Source organism: Bradyrhizobium sp. USDA 4541 (assembly GCF_024171085.1).
Lineage (GTDB): Bacteria > Pseudomonadota > Alphaproteobacteria > Rhizobiales > Xanthobacteraceae > Bradyrhizobium > Bradyrhizobium australafricanum.
Window position 1 is genome coordinate 8895577 of sequence record NZ_JALJZF010000001.1, and the last position, 21662, is coordinate 8917238.

The 21662-nt window shown below is 58.7% G+C and carries 12 protein-coding genes and 3 pseudogenes; 5 read left to right on the forward strand and 10 right to left on the reverse strand.

Annotation, left to right across the window (positions count from 1 at the left end; all coding sequences use genetic code 11):
- Positions 1 to 563: 563 nt before the first annotated feature.
- Positions 564 to 2390, reverse strand: coding sequence for a glutamine--fructose-6-phosphate transaminase (isomerizing) (gene glmS, locus J2R80_RS41990; RefSeq protein ID WP_253640877.1), 1827 nt, complete (start codon positions 2388 to 2390; stop codon positions 564 to 566).
- Between the two features lie 926 nt (positions 2391 to 3316).
- Here glmS and gmd point away from each other — a divergent pair.
- Complete coding sequence (gene gmd / locus J2R80_RS41995) at positions 3317 to 4402, forward strand: GDP-mannose 4,6-dehydratase (protein WP_253640878.1); 1086 nt, start codon at positions 3317 to 3319, stop codon at positions 4400 to 4402.
- Entirely contained in the window at positions 4383 to 5393 is a 1011-nt protein-coding gene (locus J2R80_RS42000; protein WP_305884573.1) for a GDP-L-fucose synthase, read from the forward strand. The genes gmd and J2R80_RS42000 overlap by 20 nt, the downstream gene beginning before the upstream one ends.
- Before the next feature lie 230 nt (positions 5394 to 5623).
- Here the strand turns inward: J2R80_RS42000 and J2R80_RS42005 are convergent, their stop codons facing one another.
- Positions 5624 to 6763 carry an MFS transporter gene (locus J2R80_RS42005; protein ID WP_253641107.1) on the reverse strand — a complete coding sequence of 380 codons (1140 nt, stop codon included), beginning with the start codon at positions 6761 to 6763 and terminating at the stop codon, positions 5624 to 5626.
- A gap of 1030 nt (positions 6764 to 7793) precedes the next feature.
- Here J2R80_RS42005 and J2R80_RS43915 point away from each other — a divergent pair.
- Together J2R80_RS43915 and J2R80_RS42010 are read left to right on the forward strand one after the other, a co-directional pair.
- Positions 7794 to 7949, forward strand: coding sequence for a hypothetical protein (locus J2R80_RS43915; protein WP_375162676.1), 156 nt, complete (start codon positions 7794 to 7796; stop codon positions 7947 to 7949).
- Positions 7926 to 8393: pseudogene (locus J2R80_RS42010) on the forward strand (IS5/IS1182 family transposase); the annotation flags it as partial. The gene J2R80_RS43915 and the pseudogene J2R80_RS42010, both read left to right, overlap by 24 nt.
- A gap of 179 nt (positions 8394 to 8572) precedes the next feature.
- On the opposite strand, the gene J2R80_RS42015 reads toward J2R80_RS42010, so the two are convergent.
- Complete coding sequence (locus J2R80_RS42015; protein WP_253640879.1) at positions 8573 to 10828, reverse strand: hypothetical protein; 2256 nt, start codon at positions 10826 to 10828, stop codon at positions 8573 to 8575.
- A gap of 324 nt (positions 10829 to 11152) precedes the next feature.
- Between J2R80_RS42015 and J2R80_RS42020 the strand changes: the two are divergent.
- Positions 11153 to 11353 (forward strand): annotated as a pseudogene (locus J2R80_RS42020) (IS5/IS1182 family transposase); the annotation flags it as partial.
- A 367-nt stretch (positions 11354 to 11720) separates the two neighbouring features.
- Here the strand turns inward: J2R80_RS42020 and J2R80_RS42025 are convergent.
- From J2R80_RS42025 to J2R80_RS43395, 7 genes and pseudogenes are all read right to left on the reverse strand, one after another.
- Complete coding sequence (locus J2R80_RS42025; protein WP_253640880.1) at positions 11721 to 12641, reverse strand: sulfite exporter TauE/SafE family protein; 921 nt, start codon at positions 12639 to 12641, stop codon at positions 11721 to 11723.
- Between the two features lie 346 nt (positions 12642 to 12987).
- Positions 12988 to 13215, reverse strand: a complete 228-nt coding sequence (locus J2R80_RS42030) for a hypothetical protein (RefSeq protein ID WP_253640881.1) — start codon at positions 13213 to 13215, stop codon at positions 12988 to 12990.
- A gap of 233 nt (positions 13216 to 13448) precedes the next feature.
- The gene (locus J2R80_RS42035; protein WP_253640882.1) at positions 13449 to 16553 is read right to left on the reverse strand and encodes an efflux RND transporter permease subunit; all 3105 of its coding nucleotides are present in this window, start codon (positions 16551 to 16553) and stop codon (positions 13449 to 13451) included.
- Between the two features lie 479 nt (positions 16554 to 17032).
- Complete coding sequence (locus tag J2R80_RS42040; protein ID WP_253640883.1) at positions 17033 to 18118, reverse strand: hypothetical protein; 1086 nt, start codon at positions 18116 to 18118, stop codon at positions 17033 to 17035.
- Between the two features lie 185 nt (positions 18119 to 18303).
- Entirely contained in the window at positions 18304 to 18897 is a 594-nt protein-coding gene (locus tag J2R80_RS42045) for a hypothetical protein (RefSeq protein ID WP_253640884.1), read from the reverse strand.
- A 78-nt stretch (positions 18898 to 18975) separates the two neighbouring features.
- Positions 18976 to 19425 (reverse strand): annotated as a pseudogene (locus tag J2R80_RS42050) (SOS response-associated peptidase family protein); the annotation flags it as partial.
- The gene (locus J2R80_RS43395; protein ID WP_256527907.1) at positions 19401 to 19532 is read right to left on the reverse strand and encodes a hypothetical protein; all 132 of its coding nucleotides are present in this window, start codon (positions 19530 to 19532) and stop codon (positions 19401 to 19403) included. The pseudogene J2R80_RS42050 and the gene J2R80_RS43395, both read right to left, overlap by 25 nt.
- Between the last annotated feature and the right edge of the window lie 2130 nt (positions 19533 to 21662).

Here is a 21662-nt window from a genome sequence, read left to right on the forward strand (position 1 = left end):
ACGGAAAAACTAGACCGTTAATCCTAGGCAATCCCGACGGGTCGAAGCGCTTGCTCAACTTGGCCGACATGGCGCGCATGCTGGCATTTGGAAAAATGTAAGTTGCCGCGCCTGCGCGCTGCCAATGAGCTAGCCGCGGCGGAGCAGCCCGAAGCTCTCTACGCTGGTCTGCTCGTCGCCTTCGGCAAGGTGCGAGGAGGAGGAGCATCCGTCCTGAACCGGCTTCGGGCTGATTTCGCCCTGTAGGAGGGTAGGCCTCACTCCCATCGTGTTAGTTAGGGTTACGATCCAAGCAAAACTGAAGCTGCTCGTCCAGCTGATCATGATTGACCCGTTGATGCCGGGATCGTTCTCCTTCGAAGCCCACCTGTCCGGCCGATCAGCGGAGCCTGGGGCGACGGCGACAGCATTGCCTGAGCGCGCAACCGGGCAGAAACTACGAGCAACTTCGGATGCAACTAGATCAAGGACTTGTCCGCTCCGTCATCCACAACCAACGCAACGGAACGCAAATCCAACACCCCCATGCCGAGGCGAGAGGCTCCGACATTAACACTGCGGCTTCATTCGACAGTCACCGATTTGGCGAGATTACGCGGTTGATCTACGTCGGCGCCTCTTACGAGGGCGGCATGGTAAGCCAAGAGCTGAAGCGGAATAGCATAGACCATCGGTGTAAAGTTTGCGACCATCTCCGGCAGCACAATGGTCATGAGTGTGTCCAGCGTCGCTTCCAAAGCGCCTCTCGCATCGGTGATCAGGATGATCTTGCCGCCCCGAGCTGCGACTTCTTGCATATTCGATACGGTCTTCTCAAAGAGTTCGTCGTAAGGCGCAATCATCACCACTGGCACGGCCTCATCGATCAAGGCGATAGGTCCGTGCTTGAGCTCGCCGGCGGCATAACCTTCTGAGTGGATATAGGAAATTTCCTTCAACTTGAGTGCGCCTTCCAACGCCAGGGGGGCCGACGTGCCACGGCCGAGATAGAGCACGTCCCTTGAGTTGGCGATATCACCCGCGAGCTTTTCGATCTGCGGCTCGGTCAACAGCGCCGCAGCAATCAACCGCGGCACTTCGATGAGCTCGCGCACGAACTTCGATTCATGGATCTCTGACAGCTTGCCGCGCTCCTTTCCTGCTGCGACGGCAAGCACCGCTAATACCATCAGCTGGCAGATGAATGCCTTCGTAGAAGCGACGCCGATTTCTGGCCCCGCCAACGTCGGCAGCACGGATTCGCTCTCGCGCGCAATCGTCGACGTAGGGACATTGACCACAGATATTGTGTGCAGGCCCTGGCTCTTGGCGTATCGCAACGCAGCTAGTGTGTCAGCGGTTTCGCCGGACTGTGAGATGACGATCGCGAGATCGCCCTGACGCAAAGGCGCCTCCCTGTAGCGGAACTCGGAGGCTACATCGATCTCGACAGGCAAGCGAGCTAACCGCTCGAACCAGTATTTGGCGATGTGACCGGCATAGCTTGCCGTTCCGCACGCGGTAATTGAGATGCGCTGAATGGAGTTAAAATCGAACGGCAATGTGAGCGGCAGGGCTACGCGCTCGCCTGCCGTATCAAGATAGTGCGCCAGTGTTTTGCAGGCCACTCTCGGCTGCTCCTGGATTTCCTTGGCCATGAAATGGCGATAATTCTCTTTATCCACAAGGAGTGACGATACGCCAGGCTTTGATGTCTCCCGCTGCACGACGGAGCCGTCTGCGCTATAGATCACGCAAATCGCGCGGGTAAGCACGGCCCAGTCGCCGTCTTCAAGATAGGTAATGGTGTCGGTCAACGGCGCGAGCGCGATCGCGTCCGATCCTAGATATACTTCGCCGTTGCCATGTCCGATCGCGAGGGGCGATCCCTTGCGCGCACCGATCAAAAGGTCGTCGTTAGCCTTGAAGAGGAATGCAAGCGCGAAGGCTCCGCGCAGCCGCGGCAGCGACGCTTGTACTGCATCCTGTGGCGAGTAGCCATTCTTGAGATAAGATTCGACGAGATGCGCCACCACCTCGGTGTCCGTCTCTGAGTAGAAGTTGGCCCCATCCCGCTCCAGCTCGGCTCGCAACTCGCGGAAGTTCTCAATGATCCCGTTATGAACGACCGCGACATTTTCCGTCGCATGCGGATGAGCATTGCTCTCGGTCGGTTTCCCATGAGTCGCCCAGCGGACATGACCGATACCGGTATGACCCTCTGGCGGACAATAGCGCAGCCGCTCCTCAAGGTTTCTCAGCTTACCTTCAGCCCGCCGGAGCTCGATACGTAGCCCTTCGAGCGTCGCAAGGCCTGCGGAGTCGTAGCCACGATATTCCAATCGCTTGAGCGAAGCGACCAACTGCCCGACGACCGGACCACGCCCCAAGATGCCGACAATTCCACACATATCGATTAATGCCGCCCAAGTTCAAAGAGCCCGACGTCCCCGACAGGAAATCTGGTCATGAAATTCGCTTTCGACAAAAACTGACTTTCGCTGGATAGCGACGATGGCGTCATTGCCGCACGAGGCCGCCGAAAGGATACGTCGTGCAAGTAGTGTGGCGTCACCTTACAACGTCCTGCTCTCGCATTCACGCAACTGTTCTAGGGTTTGTCGCGCTGGTGTAATAGGCTCATCAGCCTCTGACGGTTTCCAGCTATGTTGGTCGGGATGAGACTAATTGATTGCCACCGAAGCTCCATTGTACGAACGTAAGCTTTCGATATCGAACTTGTTCGAAGAACTATACCAACGTTTGCTGCATTCTCACATTTCGTGCTCGCGTCAACCATCCGCCGCTTACGAGAGCGGGCCGTCAGCAGAAGAGCGATGATCATCGTCGACGATCCTGCCGCCCAGACTATGGGGTCCGTTCAGAAGAAGGATCGGAGCATTTTGTAGGGCTAATGTTGTTGATGCGCAGGCTTCGTCGTGCTCTGGCTTACGTGCCAGAGTTCAGACGAACATCGACTACCGCGGCTTCAGCAAGTCACCCTCTTGCGCCATGGCCACACTGAGCGAACGCACGCACCCAATGAAACGATAGAGAACACGGACTTTCGGCCTCTCTCATTGACGTATGCACATAACGGGGTTTGCCATCTGCGATGGTTCGTTGGTTTTCATTTTGAAGCTCGATGGGTATTCCCCCTCCAGCACAATATAAATCAATGTATATAGTGTGCATTCCTGCACGATGTGTATGACTAGATCTAACTATCGGCTTCCTCTGATTGCGGGTGAAGTGCGCCGGCGGATTTCTCGAGAAGCCCGTTTCGCAAAGGACGATTCGAAGGGACGCTTTCTTTCCAGCGCAGCTAAGAGAGACGATGACGGCTCAGGATTCGAAGCGGCGCGTTGCGCTGATTACGGGCATCACCGGGCAGGACGGCGCGTATCTCGCCGAATATCTGCTCGGCCTCGGCTATACCGTGCACGGGGTCAAGCGTCGCTCGTCCTCGCTCAACACCGCGCGCGTCGATCATCTCTATCAGGACCCGCATGCCGGCAATGTGCCGTTCCTGATGCACTACGGCGACATGACCGATTCGACCAATCTGATCCGCTTGATGCAGCAGATCCGGCCGACCGAGATCTATAACCTCGCCGCCCAGAGCCACGTCCAGGTTAGCTTCGAGAGCCCGGAATACACCGCCAACGCCGACGCCATCGGCGTGCTGCGCTTGCTGGAAGCGATTCGCATCCTCGGCATGGAAAAGGAAACGCGGTTCTACCAGGCCTCGACCTCGGAGCTTTACGGGCTCGTGCAAGAGGTGCCGCAGAAGGAGACCACGCCATTCTATCCGCGCTCGCCCTATGGCGTCGCCAAGCTCTACGGCTACTGGATCACGGTGAACTACCGCGAGGCCTATGGCATGTTCGCCAGCAACGGCATCCTGTTCAACCATGAGAGCCCGATCCGCGGCGAGACCTTCGTGACGCGCAAGATCACCCGCGCCGTTGCCCGCATCGAGGTCGGCCTCGAGAACAAGCTCTATCTCGGCAATCTCGACGCCAAGCGCGACTGGGGCCACGCCCGCGACTATGTCGAGGGCATGCACAGGATCCTGCAGGTCGACGAGCCCGGCGACTTCGTGCTCGCGACCGGCGAGACGCGGTCGGTCCGCGAGTTCGTCGAGCTGGCGTTTGCCGAGGTCGGCCGCAGCATCGAATGGCGCGGCAAGGGCGTCGAGGAGGTCGGTATCGACAAGGCGTCCGGCAACACCCTGGTACAGATTGATCCGACCTATTTCCGCCCGACCGAGGTCGATCTTCTGATCGGCGACGCCAGCAAGGCGCGCGCCAAGCTCGGCTGGACGCCGAAGACGCCGTTCGCGCAGCTGGTGAAGGAAATGGTCGCCAGCGATCTCGTCGAGGCCAGGCAGGACGCGGCCAATGGCAAGCACGGCCTTTGAGCTGAAGGGCAAGACGGTCTTCGTCGCCGGCCATCGCGGCATGGTCGGCTCGGCGCTGATGCGCCGGCTGGCGCGCGAGGAGTCCGATCTCCTGACGGTGTCGCGCAGCAAGGTCGACCTGCGCGACCAAACCGCGGTTAACGCCTGGTTTGCCGCGAAGCGGCCGCAGGCCGTGTTCCTCGCCGCAGCCAAGGTCGGCGGCATCGTCGCCAACAACACGCTGCGGGCCGAATTTCTCTACGATAATCTGGCGATCTCGAGCAACGTGATCCAGGCAGCGCACGCCAATGGCTGCGAGAAGCTGATGTTCTTCGGCTCGTCCTGCATCTATCCGCGCCTGGCGCCGCAGCCGCTGCGCGAGGATTCGATGCTGACCGGCCCGCTGGAGCCGACCAACGAGCCCTATGCCATCGCCAAGATCGCCGGCATCAAGATGGCCGAGGCCTATCGCAGCCAGTACGGCGCCGATTTCATCAGCGTGATGCCGACCAATCTCTACGGCCCCGGCGACAATTATCACCCCGAATACAGCCACGTCGTCGCCGCGCTGATCCGCCGCTTCCACGAGGCCAAGGTTTCGGGCGCCGGCAACGTCGCGGTGTGGGGCACCGGCACGCCGCGCCGCGAATTCCTCTATGTCGACGATCTCGCCGACGCCTGCATCCATCTGATGAAGACCTATTCATCGCCCGAACTGGTCAATATCGGCACCGGCGAGGACATCACCATCGCCGAGTTCGCCCTGTTGGTCGCGGCCGCCATCGGCTTTCGCGGCGAGATCAGCTTCGACACGTCGCGCCCGGACGGCACGCCGCGCAAGCTGCTCGACGTCGGCCGACTGGGCAGGCTCGGCTGGCGCGCCCAGACCTCACTGCAGGAGGGCATTCAGTTGGCGTATCGCGCGTATCTCGCCGACAGCAGATGGACGGCCAAAGTCGCCGCGTGTCCCGACAAGCGGGCGCAGGGCCGATCCCAGAATACCCGGCGGTGAATGTCCCAACATAGCCGGGCTAACCGCTCACGCAGATAATCAACCTCGCCGCGCAGTCAACATCACTTCGTTAACAACAACGCTCGGTGGGACGCCCAACGCCGAGTGATCCGGTGTGTCAAAGCCGCGGCCACAGCCATCAAGTTGCGAGCTATCGACGGTCGGCGCGAACGCCGCCTTGAGACGGGTCATTAGCTCGACGCGCGTCGCTATTCCCTCTGAGCCGATGCTTAGAGAGACTCTGCCATCACCATCCGCGCCGACAGGGTCGCGATGCACATGAGCACGCCTAACATCGCGAACGCCAACGGCAAGCCGACCATGTGTGCGACGAGCCCGATGCTGGCGGGACCGACCAGTATACCCGCATACCCCGCTGTGGTGATGACTGCAATCGCAACGCCTACGGGCATCACTCTCTGTTTGCCGGCGCGTCGACACAGTACGGGCACAACATTTGAAACACCCAATCCAATAAGCACGAACCCCGCCATGGCAATCAACGCAATCGGCGCGGCCACCACGGCCAAGAAGCCGGTCAAGATTGGCACGGTCCCGAGCATCAATGTGTTACGGTCGCCGAGCCGAGCTACCATGGTATCTCCGCTGAGACGGCCTGCGGCCATCGCAATTGAGAAGAGCATACAACCAACGCCCCCGTGCGCCTCTGCGAGGAGGCCTTGCCCAACGAGAAGCAAAGCGCTCCAATCAAGCATTGCACCTTCGACGAGAAAGGTGATAGCCGCGAGTACGGCTACCAGCAACACACTGCGATTGGGCAAGACAAACAACGGTTCCTGCGGTCTCACACTCATGGCGAGCAGCCGCGGCCAAGCTGACATAATCGCGATCATCATTAAGGCCGAACAGACCAACGTCGAAATAAGCGGGCCACGCTGCAGCGAAAGGAACGAGGTCACCGCGGCAGAGCCGGTGAATTCGCCAATGCTGTACTGGGCGTGGAAGCCGGACATCAATGGACGTCCAGTGGCGCGCTCCAATTCGATCGCATGAATATTCATGGCTACGTCGATCGAACCAAGTGAAACACCGAAACCAAACAGCATGGCACCGAGGCCGAGAGGTGTGCCGGCAACTGCAAGGCACGGCAGGATGAGCGAGATGCCAAGCCCACCTGCGATGATGATGGGCTTGCTGCCGTAGCGCGCATTCGACACACTGGTCAAAAGCATAGCGATGACGGACCCCGCTCCGAGACAGAGTAGCAGAAGACCGAGCACGCGGTTATCCACCCCGAGCCGCTCCTTTGCGAGCGGCACCAAAGGCGCCCAGGCCGCGAGGCCGAAGCCGGCCACAAAAAATGCGAGCCGCGTCCCGAGCAGGCCCGCAGACCAATTAGCAGATGGTATCACGGGCACTCCTGAGAGAACGGCTCGCGAGCGCAGCGCTCCTCATCCCGTGCGCAACGCCTGCAAGCGGCCCGAAGCTCGATGATGACGGCCTCAAGTTGACAATCTTCATCTCTGCAAGAGCTATGCCGTCGCAAAACGGGCCCAAGTCCTGGCGCGCGAACGTCAAATGGGAGTAATTGTCGATCACCATCCGGCCTGTCGCGCAATCTTTCTGGGATAAACTAGCCCGACGAGTGACAATCGTCTTTGCTGGTACCCGACGGAGCGCGAAGCTCAAGGACCCTTGTCGGAAAACATACAAAGCTCAGCGCGTTCTTCCATGCACTGACTCACCTCGAACACGATCGTCAGTTTTTATCACATCACTTTTCAGCCAATCCGGAAGCTCTCATCATAAGCAACGACACTGCGTTGCAAGATCGATACAACGCGCAACACCAGAGCGGCTTCCAGATCAACACACCAGCTTTATTCGGCACTGTCGCGGAGGCCAAAACCCCCTTCATTCGTGCGGCGTGCGCGACGCCTCGGGCCGCGCGTCTGGCTTCCGCGCAAGCGCTTCCGTCAGCCCAATGATCTCAGCGAATTGCCATCTCGTTATCTGAGAGAGATTGCGCCGAATGCGACGGTGGTAGAAGCTGAGCAGGCTTAGCGTGCGCGCGGGATCTCTCGGACAAGCTGGGACGCAATTAAGTCCCCGCTGATGACGAAAGAGACCTCTCCGCCGATGAAGCCGCCGGGGACCGGTCCAATACTTGTGGGTCGTTCGTGAACAAGAGTTTAAGCGATTGAGCGGGAGTCTGTTTTTCGGCTGAGGGGGCGTTTGGGATTGCAAGGATTTGGAGTACAAGACCGCCAAACCTTGCGATTTCGCTTTGTGGATTTCCCTTTTTTGCGAACCATAATTCTGTGGTGCATCGGAGGGGACGATGCGGCCGAAGAAGCACAAGACGACGGGATCGAACGATCTGTTCCGGGCGCGGCTGAACCAGATCATCAACATGAAGCACGAGCTGGTTCTGCTCGCGTGGCCAAGGCCGCCGCGGTGATGGCTTCCCGCTACGCTCACGCCAAACAGTTCAGGCGGCATCAGCGACAGTTGCGCATCCTGCGTAGCAGGCTCGGCCGGATCATTCGCGACATCCGTCGCAACATCGACTTCCATGCTCCGGAGGTGGAGTGAATCGGCAAAGCCAAGGCCGCCGCACCGAGTTCGGCGTGAAGGCCTCCGTCGTCACCAACAATCGCCGCGCTCCGGGCGGCCTGTTCGTGCTGCACGCGAGCGCAATGCCCGACAATCCGTATGATGGGCACCCCCTGCGGGAAGTCATCGAGCGCACTCACCGGCTGTCCGATCGAGCGGGCCTATGTCGACAAGGGGTACCGCGGCCACGATGCCCAAAATCACCGTCGCGTCTTCATCTCCGGCCAGAAGCGCGGCGTCTTCGGCGTCATCAAGCGCGAGCTGCGCCGTCGCTCTGCCATCGAGCCCATCATCGGGCACATGAAGGCCGAAGGCGACCTCGGCCGCTGCTACCTCAAAGGCCGCGCCGGCGACACCGCCAGCGTCGTCCTCTCAGCCGTCGGCCACAACTTCCGCCGCATCCTCCCTGGCTCAAGAACTCTTGGGCCTCTTCCTGGAGTTGCGATAGCGAACGCTCGCCACTCCAACACACCGGCTTATTAACTCGGGAGTTGGAGCGCCCAAGGTGCGGTTCATTCGGCCACTGGATCCGGATGCGAAGAAGACCGATGCCGTACCACAAGCGGCACTCTATCGAGTCGTTTAACTAGTCTCGTATCGAGTCACCTGCGCGCCCCGCGCTCCATTCCGGCAAAAGGAGACCCTGGATAGCCACTAAAAGCGGAACCTAACAGGGACTTGCAGAACGCAGGCGTGAGCTTGCCGCGATGGATCACGACGTCTTCGTGACCCGCTGCGGCTCGAGCGTTCTGCCAGAGGCGATTGTAGCCGCGCTGTTCGTTGGATTTCACGTGGCAAGCGGCGAACTCGGCGTCATCCAATGTCGTTAACTGCCACGCATAGGCCGGCCGCTTCGTATGGATGTGCACCCACATCGGATTTGGCACCGTACCATTGTCCAGTGGCGCAGGCTGCAGCTTGATCTCGAACAGCTTTCCTGGCTCGCCCTTCAACGCCCGCGGTGGCTCCAAGGGAGCCAGCTCCTCGGCCGCCTGCAACCGTTCGAGGTATTTCTGCGAGGGAAACGCATAGGTCTTCATGCAATCGATCTCGATCGAAGCCTTTTGCGCCTTCGAAGTACGTGCCTGCCCCTTAACCTCCGACCACATCGCCTTGAGGCGGACTATTTTTTTTTGCACTTCGGGTACTTGCATAGGCGTGAGTAGGACGCGTTGCCGATGTTCGTCCAGCGCGGCTACACAGGCCTCAATCTCCGCGGATTGGCTGTGCAGCCGCTCAACCACGGTGTCCACGACGTGTTCGGCATCTTCGGGCTTCATGTGGCGCGCTTGCGAAATGGCTCTTTGCTCACTAGGCAGATCGAATTGCGAGAGTTCGTCCAATCGCGCGAGCAGGCGCGTCAGTGTCTCCTTCGATGGCGCAGCCTGCCATATCGCCAAGTGTTCCCTCGCCGAGGATGACCTCGTATGCGCCTCCTCCGCGCTCGCGAGTTTCTTCGTGCCCAGATCCGAGAGCACAATAACCTTGGTGGTTCGCGTCGTGTCGGCGTCGGGCCTAGCGAGCTGCGGCTCGGGCTGCCCGGCTGCCGAACTCCCCGCACCTCCGGCCTGCCTGCGTTTGCCCTTCCCTTTCCTGCGCGCTGGACTGCCTTCGGCCGCCGGGTCGTTGCCGGCAGCGTCGGCCGGTAACGCAAGGCCAGCCCCTGTTGGCGGTGCAATGATGGCTGGTGTCTTCGGCTGCACTGCTAGCAGGCGCATGACCTCATGGGCGGTGACCCACGATCCTTCCACGATCTGATCCAACAGATCCAACGGAAGCTCGGGACTTGCTTCCTTATTCCTTAGCTCCGCAACCATGTTAGGCAACGCCGACGCAAATTCCGATAGCCGCTCCAAGACCCCTTCCAGAACGGCGCAGTGCTCTGCGTCGAGAGCTTGTCCTTTGCTGTGCAGAACAGCGTCGCCCGTTGAGAGGAATGCCGGAACAACATCGCCCATGAAGGTTCCGAGTAGACGTGCCCTACCGTTCTCACCCAAGAGAATTTGCCTGACGGCCGGGTCGAGCGTGCTCGCGTGCGACTCAATCATGACCCGCGCGAGAAGGACTTGCGATTGCAGATGCACGCACCGCGTATTCAGTGCCCAGCCGGTATGCAACCGTAGTGTCGCCTGTTCGGCCTGTCGCATTTCGGCCGTTGCACTTGGCAAGTTGGCAGTGGCTGCGCAGACGGACTGCATCCGTTCAGAGCGCAATGCCTTCTTTTCCCACCACTCCGTGCAGCCCAAATAGTGTTTCGCCGCACTGGAAGCCACTCGGATCAGTTGGTCGGACGGAGCATTGGATTGGCGCATCCGCTCGAGTATCTTTCCCGCATTCTCCCTACGCTGCTCCAAGGCGTAGATGGTCGGTGCGGCCAGCGCATTGCATTCGTTCCCCGCATCCAGAGTCCGGTCACGAACTCGGCGAGCCTGATCTTCGGACAGAATGCTGCGCGCCACATCTGGAGACAGGCTCGCGTAGTAGTCCAGAACTGCTGCGCCTGCTTTGACAACCTGATCGATCAGCTCTTGCGCCTCAGACGAGCTCTGAGCGCCCATCGCAGCACTGTGGCAAGCATCAAGTTCCTCAAGCAGGCCGTCCATATTTTGTTTCGCTGCGTTGATCCCCTCACCGCTTGAGGAAATGGGGACAGCCACACCCGAACGTGAGGGCACGCTCGCGAGCATCGCCATTCTATCTTCAGGCGCTAAGCACATCCGCTCCAAGACGGAGTTGAAAACTCGGTGGCCTTCCGCAGGGACAAAATTTGGCTCCGAATGCGCATTGCTCGATCCCGACGTGCTGTCGGCTCCTGCAGCCCCAACGTGCGGTTCGCCAGGTCGGCCAATGCCCGTCATGTTCCATCTCCCATACGGTCAACAATGCGCAGCGTCCCTGGATAGGCCGCCTGGCTGACGGTTGGCTGACGAAGGATGCTCTCCGGATGCAAAGCCCCGCCGTCCGAGTTCCAATTTCATGGAAGCTGTTGTGGTGCTGAGGCAGCAATATGGGATGGCCCATAAGGTGCGGGATCGTCGATTGTAGCGCCTGTCCGCGTTCCGTTGCCTCGCCGTGACCAGTATGGAAATGTGCGCTGCCAGAAATAGCCCTGCCAAAGTCATTCCCGAATACCGAAAGCCGTCGAGCACGGCGAACCGCAGGGTCGATTTTCAGACTTTCGCATCGGACACCTGAAGACCGATGGTCACCTCGGCCGCTGCTACCTCAAAGGCCGCGCCGGCGATGCCGCCAATGTCATCCTCTCGGCCGTCGGCCACAACCTCCGCCGCATCCTCGCCTGGCTCGGAGAACTCTTGTGCCTCATCCTGCTACAGCTATGGCGCACGTTCGGCCGTCCCGCCCCGCTCAATTCGCCTTCTTAACGGACGACTTGTGAGATTCCATTTATTCCCAGCTTCAGGCTGGTGATTCTCTACGTCGTGCCAAATGTCTTCGTATTTCGGGTGATCCAGTCTTTCAAGGTTAGTGTGCACTGACGAAGATCACCAACCATTTCGAGTCTAACGGCGAGAACATCAGCCTCCAAATGTTCTGGGCTTTCCTCTGATATTGGATATCTGGCTCGTGCGCTGGGTTGTCTTTGGAGCAACCAGCTGGATGTTCATGTCGTTCCGGTCGACACCGAAAAAGGGCAGCGCGGCGCCGCGAGCACATTAATTCAATTAGCTCTGCGATCGCTTGGCCAGGTCCAGGACGGGTGCCTTTGACATAGGCGCCCGCTGGCATCGTTCAAGCGCTTATACCCGCAGCTTGCCGAGGTCGCCGTTCTGACCAGCTCGAACGGCGCGCGGTAAGGAACGAGTATAGCAACCAAAGATCGATCAATATCGTCGCGGCCATCACGCTATAAGCCCATGCGCTCTGCACTAGATTGAGCTCGATCAGAACCCGTGACAAACCGAAGCCCACGATCCAAGCATCGAAGCTCATGCAGATGCGTCGAAATATCTCCGGATCAAGTCGGCGAATGACGTAGGATCCCAGCGGGATGCCGAGCACAACGCTGGGTATTAAGACATGCAGAAGACTGCCGCTTTCGGAAATGAACAGACCGAGTTTGTAATAGACGAAAGCGGTCACGCTCGATTCCACCACGCGCACCAGGGCTAGGCTGGCGCGAAATTCGTTTTTAACCAGGCCCTGATTGTTAAACAGCATCGCCAAGGGCGGGCCGGAGATAGTCGTCACCGAATAGAGGATGCCCAGCATCGATCCGAATGGCAAACCGATCAGCCAGCTTGCTTCGATAGGGCGGCGCCAACCGGCGGCTTGCAGCAAGATCAAAGGTAAAATGATCGTGTAGGTGGCGAATTTGATCCAGCCCGGCTGCAGTGAAGCCAATGCATAGCCGCCAAGCGCGATGCCTGGTAAGAGTCCAACCAAGATGGGAAACACGCGCCTCCAAATCGCCGGTACGCCCTTCAGATTGATGAGGAGCACGTAAACGTTGACGAAGACGTCGACGATGACAATGGCAGGATTGAGAATGCGATTGGTGTAGAAAACCAGCGCAAGCGGCACAGTGAGCGACGAAAAACCGTAGCCAATGGCTCCGTTTACGAAAGCCGCAAAACACGTCGTTGCGGCCAGGAACCAGATAGAAGCATCAAACCCAGGCATTTCCTTAACTTTCTCACGCCAGAGGGGCATCCAATCCCGCCAGGGAATCAGACGCAAGATTGCGAAAGATTCTGACCACTCGCTTACGAGCTCCGGCCGCCTTGATAATGGGGATGGCCGTGGTCAAGTGCAGAGCTTTTACATTTGCTCCCTGTTATGGGTTGCAGTTGTGCAACAAAAAGCGGCGCTGTACTTCGCGCTGCCTAACTAAATCATTCAGCCGTGCGCCTCGGTTTGCTCAACCAATGGTCTTCGTATCGAAATCGTAACTGCGTCAGCATCCGTATAAGTGTGGACAACCAGTTCTCCAACCCCACAGAATTGCACGCGCGGTAGCCACCCTAAGGCGGATCAGACCGGAGTTCATCTCTTTCAGCTAGCAATTCAACGAGGCCAGACGAAAGAAAGTAAATTCTCTTTCAAGATCAATTTGGATGATGAAAAGGCTGTATTCCGCTCGAGAACGCATTAATTCTCGCCGCGCGTGGCTGCGGTGAACGTGCGGCAATTCATCGTGGCGAAGCAACAGCGGATTGTTGACGTGTTCTTCGAGCGCCCGATGCGCAGCAACCTCGGCAGCATTGGCGCGAAGATCTCGATGCAACGGAGCGTTACGCCCCTCCTGAGGCTCCACCGTTCACGACGCTGACACCTTGAAATAATCTTCTTCCCCTGTATGAGGCAGTCCTTTGCCGCGGGCGAACGATGGGTCGAGAGGAGCGCCGCCGCGAGAGACCGTCCTTTGGGCCCGCCACGAATTTCGGGGCGCGTTACCACGTTTGGCAAGAAACGTCCTACCGTAGAGCAGTAATCAGTCAATCCGGCCTGATCCTGGCGTCATTGCTCGGCCGGCTGGGCCTCGGCAGCGCTGGTGAGATCGAACTTGGGGCCCTTCCTCGCCTGACCGGCACTCGCATCGACACGGTGATCGGAGGCGATCGCGACATAGACCGCCGGCAGGACGAAGAGCGTGAACAGTGTGCCGATAGACATGCCCGCGACGAGCACCAGCCCAATCGAGAAGCGGCTCGCGGCGCCAGCTCCCGTTGCCGCCAACAAAGGTACCACACCTGTGACCATCGCCGCCGTCGTCATCAAGATTGGACGAAGTCGGACGCGAGCCGCCATCTCTATCGCCGAGCGACGGTCAAGTCTCTCCTTGAGCTGCAGCTCGTTGGCGAACTCAACCATCAGGATCCCATGCTTGGAAATTAAACCGACCAGCGTCAGCAGCCCGACTTGAGTGTAGATGTTCATCGTCGCCCAGCCAAAGAATAGTGGTATCAAGGCGCCGACAATTGCCATGGGTACACTGATCATAATAATGAGGGGATCGCGCAGACTTTCGAACTGCGCCGCAAGCACCAAGAATATGACGATCAGTGCAAATGCGAAGGTGATGGCAAGTTGGTCACCCTCGTGCACATATTGCCGCGCGTCGGCAAGGAAGTCGTGACCGAAACCCGCCGGCAGCTTCTTTGCCTCTGCTTCCAAAAAGTCCACGGCTTGACCGATCGTGACCCCAGGCATCGGCACGGCCCGAAAGGTCGCGCAGTTGAGCTGGTTGTAGTGGGTGAGCGCGTTCGGATCAGTCGCAGTCTCGACCGAGACGACGGTAGATAGGGGAAGCATCGAGCCCGTCGCAGTCTTTACATAATAGTTCCCAATCGCTTCCGGGGCCATGCGCTTCTCGCGCGGCACCTGTGGGATCACCTGGTAGGAGCGGCCCTGCAGATTGAAGCGATTGATGTAGTTCCCACCAAGTAGGGTGGCGAGCGCGTCGCCGATATTCTGCATGGTGATGCCAAGATCGTTGGCCTTGGACCGATCGACCTTGATTCGCACCACCGGCTGGTTGAATTCGAGGTCAGAGTCGCTAACCATGAACAGACCGCTTTTGCGCGCGGCGTCCTTCAGTTTCGACATCTGCTCATAGACGGATTGGAACCCAAGCGTCGAATTGATCACCATCTGAACGGGCAGGCCGTCCGATCCCCCCGGGAGCGCCGGTAAGCTAAAAGCAAATGCGTTGATGCCTTCGATTTTCGAGAGCTCGGCTTGAACAAGGGACCTAAGCACGATCGATGATCGCTTGCGCTCGTCCCATGGCTTCAGCAACATTCCGGCCATGCCTGATTGCGAGCCGCCACTTCCGTTGAGCACGAAGCTCAAATCGGTCTCGGAAAACTTCCGGAATGCCTTTTCGAGCTTGGCACCGTAATAGTCGAGATAGTCGATATTGGCATATTTCGGCGCCTTCGTTAGTGCGAATACGATACCTTGATCCTCCTCGGGTGCAAGTTCCTTAGAGGTATGCACATAGAAAAAACCGACAAGCCCCAGCATGGTCAGCGCAAACAGCCAGGTAACTGGGCAATAGTCGAGCGAGCGATCAAGCTTGCGGCCGTACCAGCATGTGATGGCAGCGAACACGCGATTCGCGAATCTTGCAAACCGCCCCTCCTCGGCGCTCTTTAGAAAGACCGAGCACATCATCGGCGACAGCGTCAAAGCGATCACGCCAGACACGATCACCGCCCCGGCCAGTGTGAACGCGAACTCGCGGAACAGCGCACCGGTGAGGCCACCGAGAAAGCCGATGGGAGCGTATACGGCCGCCAACGTAATCGTCATGGAGACAACGGGGACCACGATCTCGCGCGCTCCCCTCGTGGCGGCCTGCAGGGGCGGCGCCCCTTCCTCTAGATGACGATGGACGTTCTCCACCACGACGATCGCGTCGTCGACCACAAGACCTATCGCGAGCACCATCGCAAGCAGGGTCAGGAGGTTGAATGAGAACCCCAGCGCCAGCATCAAGCTGCAGACGCCAACGAGCGACAGCGGAATCGTGACGACGGGAATGACGACCGATCGCAACGAGGCCAGGAACAGGAAGATCACGACCACCACGATCACGATGGCCTCGATGAGCGTTTTCTCCACTTCATCGATCGACGATTGGATGAATTTCGTTGAATCGTAGGCCACTTTCATCTTGAGCGATGGCGGCAGGTTACGCTCCATTTCTGGAAACAGCGCGCGAACACCTCGCACTATCTTCAGCGGATTGCCTTGTGGACCCGCCTGCACGCCGATGACGACCGCGTGCTCGCCGTTCATGACTGCGCTGACGTCTGTCGTCTGTGCGGCAAGCTCGACGGTCGCAATGTCCTCAATGCGCACAAAGCCACCATTATTGGCTTTAACGATCATGCGCTTGAAGTCATCTACACTCCGTAGGTCGGTATTTGCCGTGACGTCGGAGATAGTGAAATATCCCTTGGTCTGGCCGGCCGCCGCCTGGAAGTTATTGGCGGCGATTGCAGCCGAAACATCAGCCGGCGAGACGCCGCGCCCTGCCATTTTCGCCGTATCGAGCCATAGCCGCATCGCAAAACTTTGGCCGCCCAGGATGTCTGCCGCGGCGACGCCGTCAACGGTTGTCATAACCGGTTGCACGACGCGCGAGAGATAGTCAGAAATCGCGCTGGCCGTCAGTTCCTCGCTGGAGAAAGCGATATACATGACAGCGGTGGCCTGACCCGTTGCCTTAGTGACGACTGGATCGTTTGATTCCTTCGGGATTAAATATTTGATTGAGTTGACCTTAGAAAGCACCTCGGTGAGTGCCTCGTTGGGATCGAAATTCAGCTTTATGTAGACTTGGATCGTCGACGTACCGAGTACCGATGAGGAAGTGATGTAGTCGACGCCCTCGGCGGAAGCGACGGCCTGCTCCAGCGGAGCGGTGATGAACCCCTGGATCATGTCGGCGGAGGCGCCAGGATAGGAAGTCGTGATATTGACGACCGTATTGGACAGCTTGGGATACTGCCGGATCGGCAGAACGGTGGCCGCACGAAGTCCGATCAGCAGGATCAGGAGACTGAGGACGACAGACAACACCGGGCGTTTGATGAAAAGTTCGGTAAATGCCATCTCGACTCGCATTCAAGGTAACGCAAATTCGCGAGCAGGTCGCGCTGCCCGCGGCTAATGCGCGTAAAATTTGGGAACTGGAAACGCCTGATCCAAAGGCACACGCTCCCAAGCAGGGAGCTCAGTCCTGCGCTTCTTACATCGTGGTTGCTTGGATGAACATCGGCCCTACCCTTCTCACCACTGACCGCGGCCTCGAATTGCGGGAGCACTTCCCAAGTTAAGCATCCATGTCTTTTTTGCGCCTAAGCAGCCTGCGGGCCGCCTCGAGACGTGGAATTGGGCTCACCTGTTTCCATGTAGTTTCGTCCTCAGACCTTGATGGAACGCAACGACTTCCAGCAAGGAATCAAGCCAGCTCAAGGCTTCGCTTCGATCGCTCGTTCGAATGATCCGGCTTCGATGTCGAAAGTAGAAGCGATCTGATGGATGCTCAACTCTACAAAGGTGAGTGGATAATATAGGATGGGCTGTCAAACCTATACCAAGGTTTTGTCAAAACGGAACGCTGAAGCCTCATCGCCCGCCTCAACACCAGCGAAGAGCTCGCTAGGTTGGAAACCCGTAGTCAGATCAAAATCGACCAGGAGGCCCGGCGTAGTTGAAACAGCCTCTCCGGCCAACACAATTAGACGCGGGTCCGCTATCTCTGTCGCGCTGGCGACTACTTCGCGAGGTGAAGCGTTCCTTAGTGCCAGCCGGATACTGTCGATCGTGGCTGGCGGTGCGACCTTGAGCTGAAGTCGGGCGGCCTCGACCGGATTGCAAAATGCAGATACGAGCACAGCGTGCAAGCTATAAAGAGGCTCTTTCGATGCGAAGTCCACAATAGGCTGCGCCACTTTAGGCTGCAGCCTAGGCGGTGCCGATCCAACCAGGCGCTCCTCCATTCCGGCCACCTTTCCGATAACTGGCCAGAGCGCCTTGATCATCTCGGGGGTGCTCTCAATCCATCTCCACAAGCCTCTTGCGAGAGAATTGCTTTTGTCTGCTGCGGCTACGGTCAGGCCACTAGCTACCGCGGCCCGCCACTCCTGGGTGGCATCGGTTCCAGTCGTGTCCGCGATCATAGATCTAAAGGCATTGTCTTGGGCGGGCGGGAAGGAGCTGGTCGCGACCCACTGGCTAAGTGACGCCCATAAGGATGCAGGCTTCCTGTAGGCGGACAATACAAGATTGCGCAAAGCCAGCACATCTTCGCAGGTTGCACTTTCGATTTGAGTGGTTAGGCGGATGAGCAAGTCTTGCTTCGCGCTCTCACCGCTCGATTGTTGTGGCGATAAGCGTTCGATCAGGCGCACAGCAGCGATAGTTTTGCCGATAGCGCCCGGCTCAGCGACGGCAAAACGATAGGCTTGCTCTAGAAGAGCCAGGTCTCCAAAGACTGCGAGTTCGGCGCCGATTTCGTGGGCGAAGCTCCGCAGCGGATCGTCCTCTCCAGACCTACTCAGCATAGCGACGGCAGGGGACGGCGGAGTGCCGCGAAAGTTTTCGGCCAGCAGGTAAGCCGAGGGCGGGACCTTTAAGTTCACGCAGATCAGAGAGAAATACGGCTCGATCCGCATCTATTGGAGCGGCCGTCTCTCTCCGGAAGCGAGCGCCCGCGTCGAGGGGGCGATCGACCTCGCCGAGGCCCGCAGCTCCTGCACTTGCGATGTCTGTGGTGAGACGGGTGTGCTCCGGACGGGTGGCTGATCATTACGCCACCGGGCGCGGGAAGAAGGTCGCGCACGACAGGGGCTGGATTCCGCTACTCGGCGTTCAGATTCGTTACGCCCGGAACATCGGCGACATTCGTGCTGAGCAGGCATTTCATCACGCTGGCCGCCGGCACGAATGCCTCCTTATACGAAAAGGCATGCCAGTCGATGTTTTCCCGGGCTCCCAAGCGATCTTGGTGAAGCTTGTCTCTGACGCTCTTCACGGTCCCGACATTGGCGTCGAGATCGAATTTCGCCTCTGCGTCGAATTTTCTTTGCAGTGATGATCGCCAATCTTCGATGCCGATCTTACTGGCGTCGGATCCGTCTTTGCCGTTTTCCCTCAGCCAATGAGCCGAGCCCAGACCTTCGCATACCGAGAACACACCGACGCAGAATTCGAAGTTGAGCATGTGGAAGTAGGACTCGAACAGCAGTTTTCCTTGCTGCGCGTGGGGAACGATTAAAGCGGCCTTCATCTCCAGTGCGACGAGAACGTGCTTGAGGTTAGAGATCAGTCGTCGCTGCACTTCGTTATGGAGACCCGCCGGAAGGCAGTTACGGATCCAGATTTGCCAGTCGGAGGCGATCGAGAGGTTGACGTAGCCCGAGGTCTCTTCGGGCAGCTTGATGAGATAGAACAAATTCGATCTCCCTGGCTGGCAGGTCTCGGGGCGGCGCCGAACTTGATTGTAGTTGTTGCATGGAGCATCACGCAACCTTTAGGGGAGCGGCTGCTGCGCCTCAGCACCGGGGTCTTCCTTCACGCCGCGTGCCACGATCCGGAGCGTCCCGTCCGGAAGGGGCCGCTGCAGCTTCAGCGCCTCGTCCGCCGTTGCAGTCATCCAGGTCTCGACGTCGTCCGGCGTCGTCAGGATCACCGGCATCGCCTTCGGGTGGATGGCGAAGACTTCGGCGTTGGCCTTGGTCAGGAACGCGTAGAGGTCGTTGGTGGTCTCGCCTTCCTTGACTTTCCGGACGGACGTCCAATTGGTCCAGATGCCGGCGAAGCAGGCGAGCGGCCGTGTCTCGTCCAGCGCGAACCAGATGTCGCCGCCTTCGGCCTTGTTGAACTCGCTGAACGAGTTGAACGGCACCACGCAGCGGTTCTCCGGGCCCAAACACCCGCGACAACGACGCCCTGAAGTCAGGGAGCTCGTTCGAGAGCGGTTCCGGCGATGGCCGAACCTCGAATGATCTGCTCGACCGTCGACAAATCCGAGAGCCGCCCCGCCTCGACGCCGAGCAGCCTGACCGAGGCGACGTCGTTGTCGACCATGCCGTTGCTGCTCCCTGCACCAGCCTTATGGCGACCAGCAATATCAATGAGTGAAATTGTCGATTGCCAAATTCAATCCATCAAGATTGAAAGCTAATGTAACGATTGCCGCACCGACCACGCATTTCTGCGGCCCGACTGTATCGGGCGGGGGAGAGCCAACTCTTCTGCTCGTGCTGCTGCTGGTCACTGCCGACACTCGACGATGCCGATGATCGGTAAGTCGATGATCATTGCCAACATGATGGTGATGCCGTCGAACAGCATGCTCATATGCCGATGATCAGTTGATCATCGGGTATCTGGCACTTTGGCCGCACTACGTCGCGATCGGGCTGGTAGGCCGATCCGAGAGAATCCTGTCGTCGAACGAGATCGAAAGCCTCGTTTTCGATCACCATAAGACCGATATCTGCTTCACCGTACCATTTTGCGCTTCGGTCACTGGTAACTAACGCTCGCGGTCTGACAACGGGACACGCCGACGTACTCTCTGAGAGTCAGATTTCTACTCAACAGACTTGTAATCCTCGTTCGCTTGAATTCGAGATTGCGCCTGACGGGCCCGTTCGTCGATCGCGCGTCTGGCCGCGGGACGCGCGTCCAATTCAGCGGCAGCGGCGCTGTTGGCGAACGCCAAGCCGTTCCCTCTTGCGGTCCGTATCAGGAAACCTCGCTTTTCGAGGAAGCGGCCCTCGTAGTTCGCCCTGATCCTGCAAACTGCCGGATGTCGCCGACGATGCGCAAGGCCAAACCGCAAGGAATCTGCGGCGGTCATTTCCTCCAGCTCAACTAGACCAAAACGAAATGCAACCCGGTATCATAGATGGCAGTCGACCAGTTCCGATAGAAGAACCTTCCGGTTGAACATAACGCAAGGTCTTGATGCTTCTCGACCACCTCTACGATCCCACTCTTCAGCCCCGGGGACGCATCACCTGCCTCACCAACGCCATAAGCCCATAGTTCTCACATCGGCGCCGTATCCATGCCGCTGGTGACTCGTTCTGCCCTCCAGAAGCTTAAGCTGGAACGACGCCTGCGATCCTGACGGAATGCTCGTTCGAGTCTTCCTCAACGAATCCTTGGGAAATCGCCAGAGCCGAGGTCTCGAAGGCAACGGATTCTTTCCCATTAAATGAACCGGCCCCGCCCTTCGCCGGAACGTTTCAAATTGTAGCGATCGTTCGCGGCACTCGTTCACCGCCGCCGGCCAATCCTCGAAGCACACGCGAGAGCTTCTCCCGCGCACGAAGAAACTTTGCCGCAGGCGACGTGCCTGGCCGGCGCCAATAATGGAAATGCGACGTGTCCTCGGCCCCCTCAAGCATCTGCAGGCGGAAACTGCCTTATCGGGACTGCCACGTAATCGTCTCAGGACCGGAAGATCCGGCGGGCCTGGGCACCGTCACCTGTGTCGACGTCGAGACCGGCACGTTCGTCGGTAACGCTCGGATCGCCGATTGGTACGATCGTCCGATCGGGGACGAGGAAGTCACGCGGATGGTCGGGGGAGCGTACCGATTGGCCTCGATCGCGGTGGATTTGGAAACGGATCTCCTGTCTCGCCGCAGCAGGCGCATTTCGGATATCCTGCGGACCCGCCGACGTCTCTGGCGTCGCGGCTGCCACGCCCGACTGCACGCTCTCGGCTGATTTTTCGCGCCGCCCGCGTCTTGCAGGCCGAACCATTAAAATCTTGAGCACGAATGTAGCGCGATCACGGCCACTTCGGACCGGCCGGGAAATCATCCGGATCAGGCTCGTCGGGATCGACCTCATCTTCCTGACGGCCGGTCAGCCGAGCGCAGGCATCGTTGAGGAGCCGCTGGCCGACCTCCTGCCAGACCGACTCGGGACCGTACAGTCGTAGCGCTAGCGCCGGCGCCCGCCGGTCCTTTGTTCGAATCCTGGATGTCCCGATGGCGCCATTACATTATCTGCCCCTCTCTCGGGAGGCCCTCAATAGCGAGTTCGGGAAGGCAGGCGATGATGAATATCCTTATCGACCTCGATATCAAAGCAAAATGGCGGATCCAATTATCGCCAACAGGATCGCTCTTGATCTCGGACGCGCCCTAGCTGCCATTCGACAGATAAGGCTCCGTTTAAGGCGCCCTGAGAAGACGG

Excerpts from the sequence above, each read along its gene's own strand:
- glmS (WP_253640877.1), bottom strand. The coding sequence starts at position 2,390 with ATGTGTGGAATTGTCGGCATCTTGGGGCGTGGTCCGGTCGTCGGGCAG.
- gmd (WP_253640878.1), top strand. The coding sequence starts at position 3,317 with ATGACGGCTCAGGATTCGAAGCGGCGCGTTGCGCTGATTACGGGCATC.
- J2R80_RS42000 (WP_305884573.1), top strand. The coding sequence starts at position 4,383 with ATGGCAAGCACGGCCTTTGAGCTGAAGGGCAAGACGGTCTTCGTCGCC.
- J2R80_RS42015 (WP_253640879.1), bottom strand. The coding sequence starts at position 10,828 with ATGACGGGCATTGGCCGACCTGGCGAACCGCACGTTGGGGCTGCAGGA.
- J2R80_RS42025 (WP_253640880.1), bottom strand. The coding sequence starts at position 12,641 with ATGCCCCTCTGGCGTGAGAAAGTTAAGGAAATGCCTGGGTTTGATGCT.
- J2R80_RS42035 (WP_253640882.1), bottom strand. The coding sequence starts at position 16,553 with ATGGCATTTACCGAACTTTTCATCAAACGCCCGGTGTTGTCTGTCGTC.
- J2R80_RS42040 (WP_253640883.1), bottom strand. The coding sequence starts at position 18,118 with ATGCGGATCGAGCCGTATTTCTCTCTGATCTGCGTGAACTTAAAGGTC.
- J2R80_RS43395 (WP_256527907.1), bottom strand. The coding sequence starts at position 19,532 with ATGGTCGACAACGACGTCGCCTCGGTCAGGCTGCTCGGCGTCGAGGCG.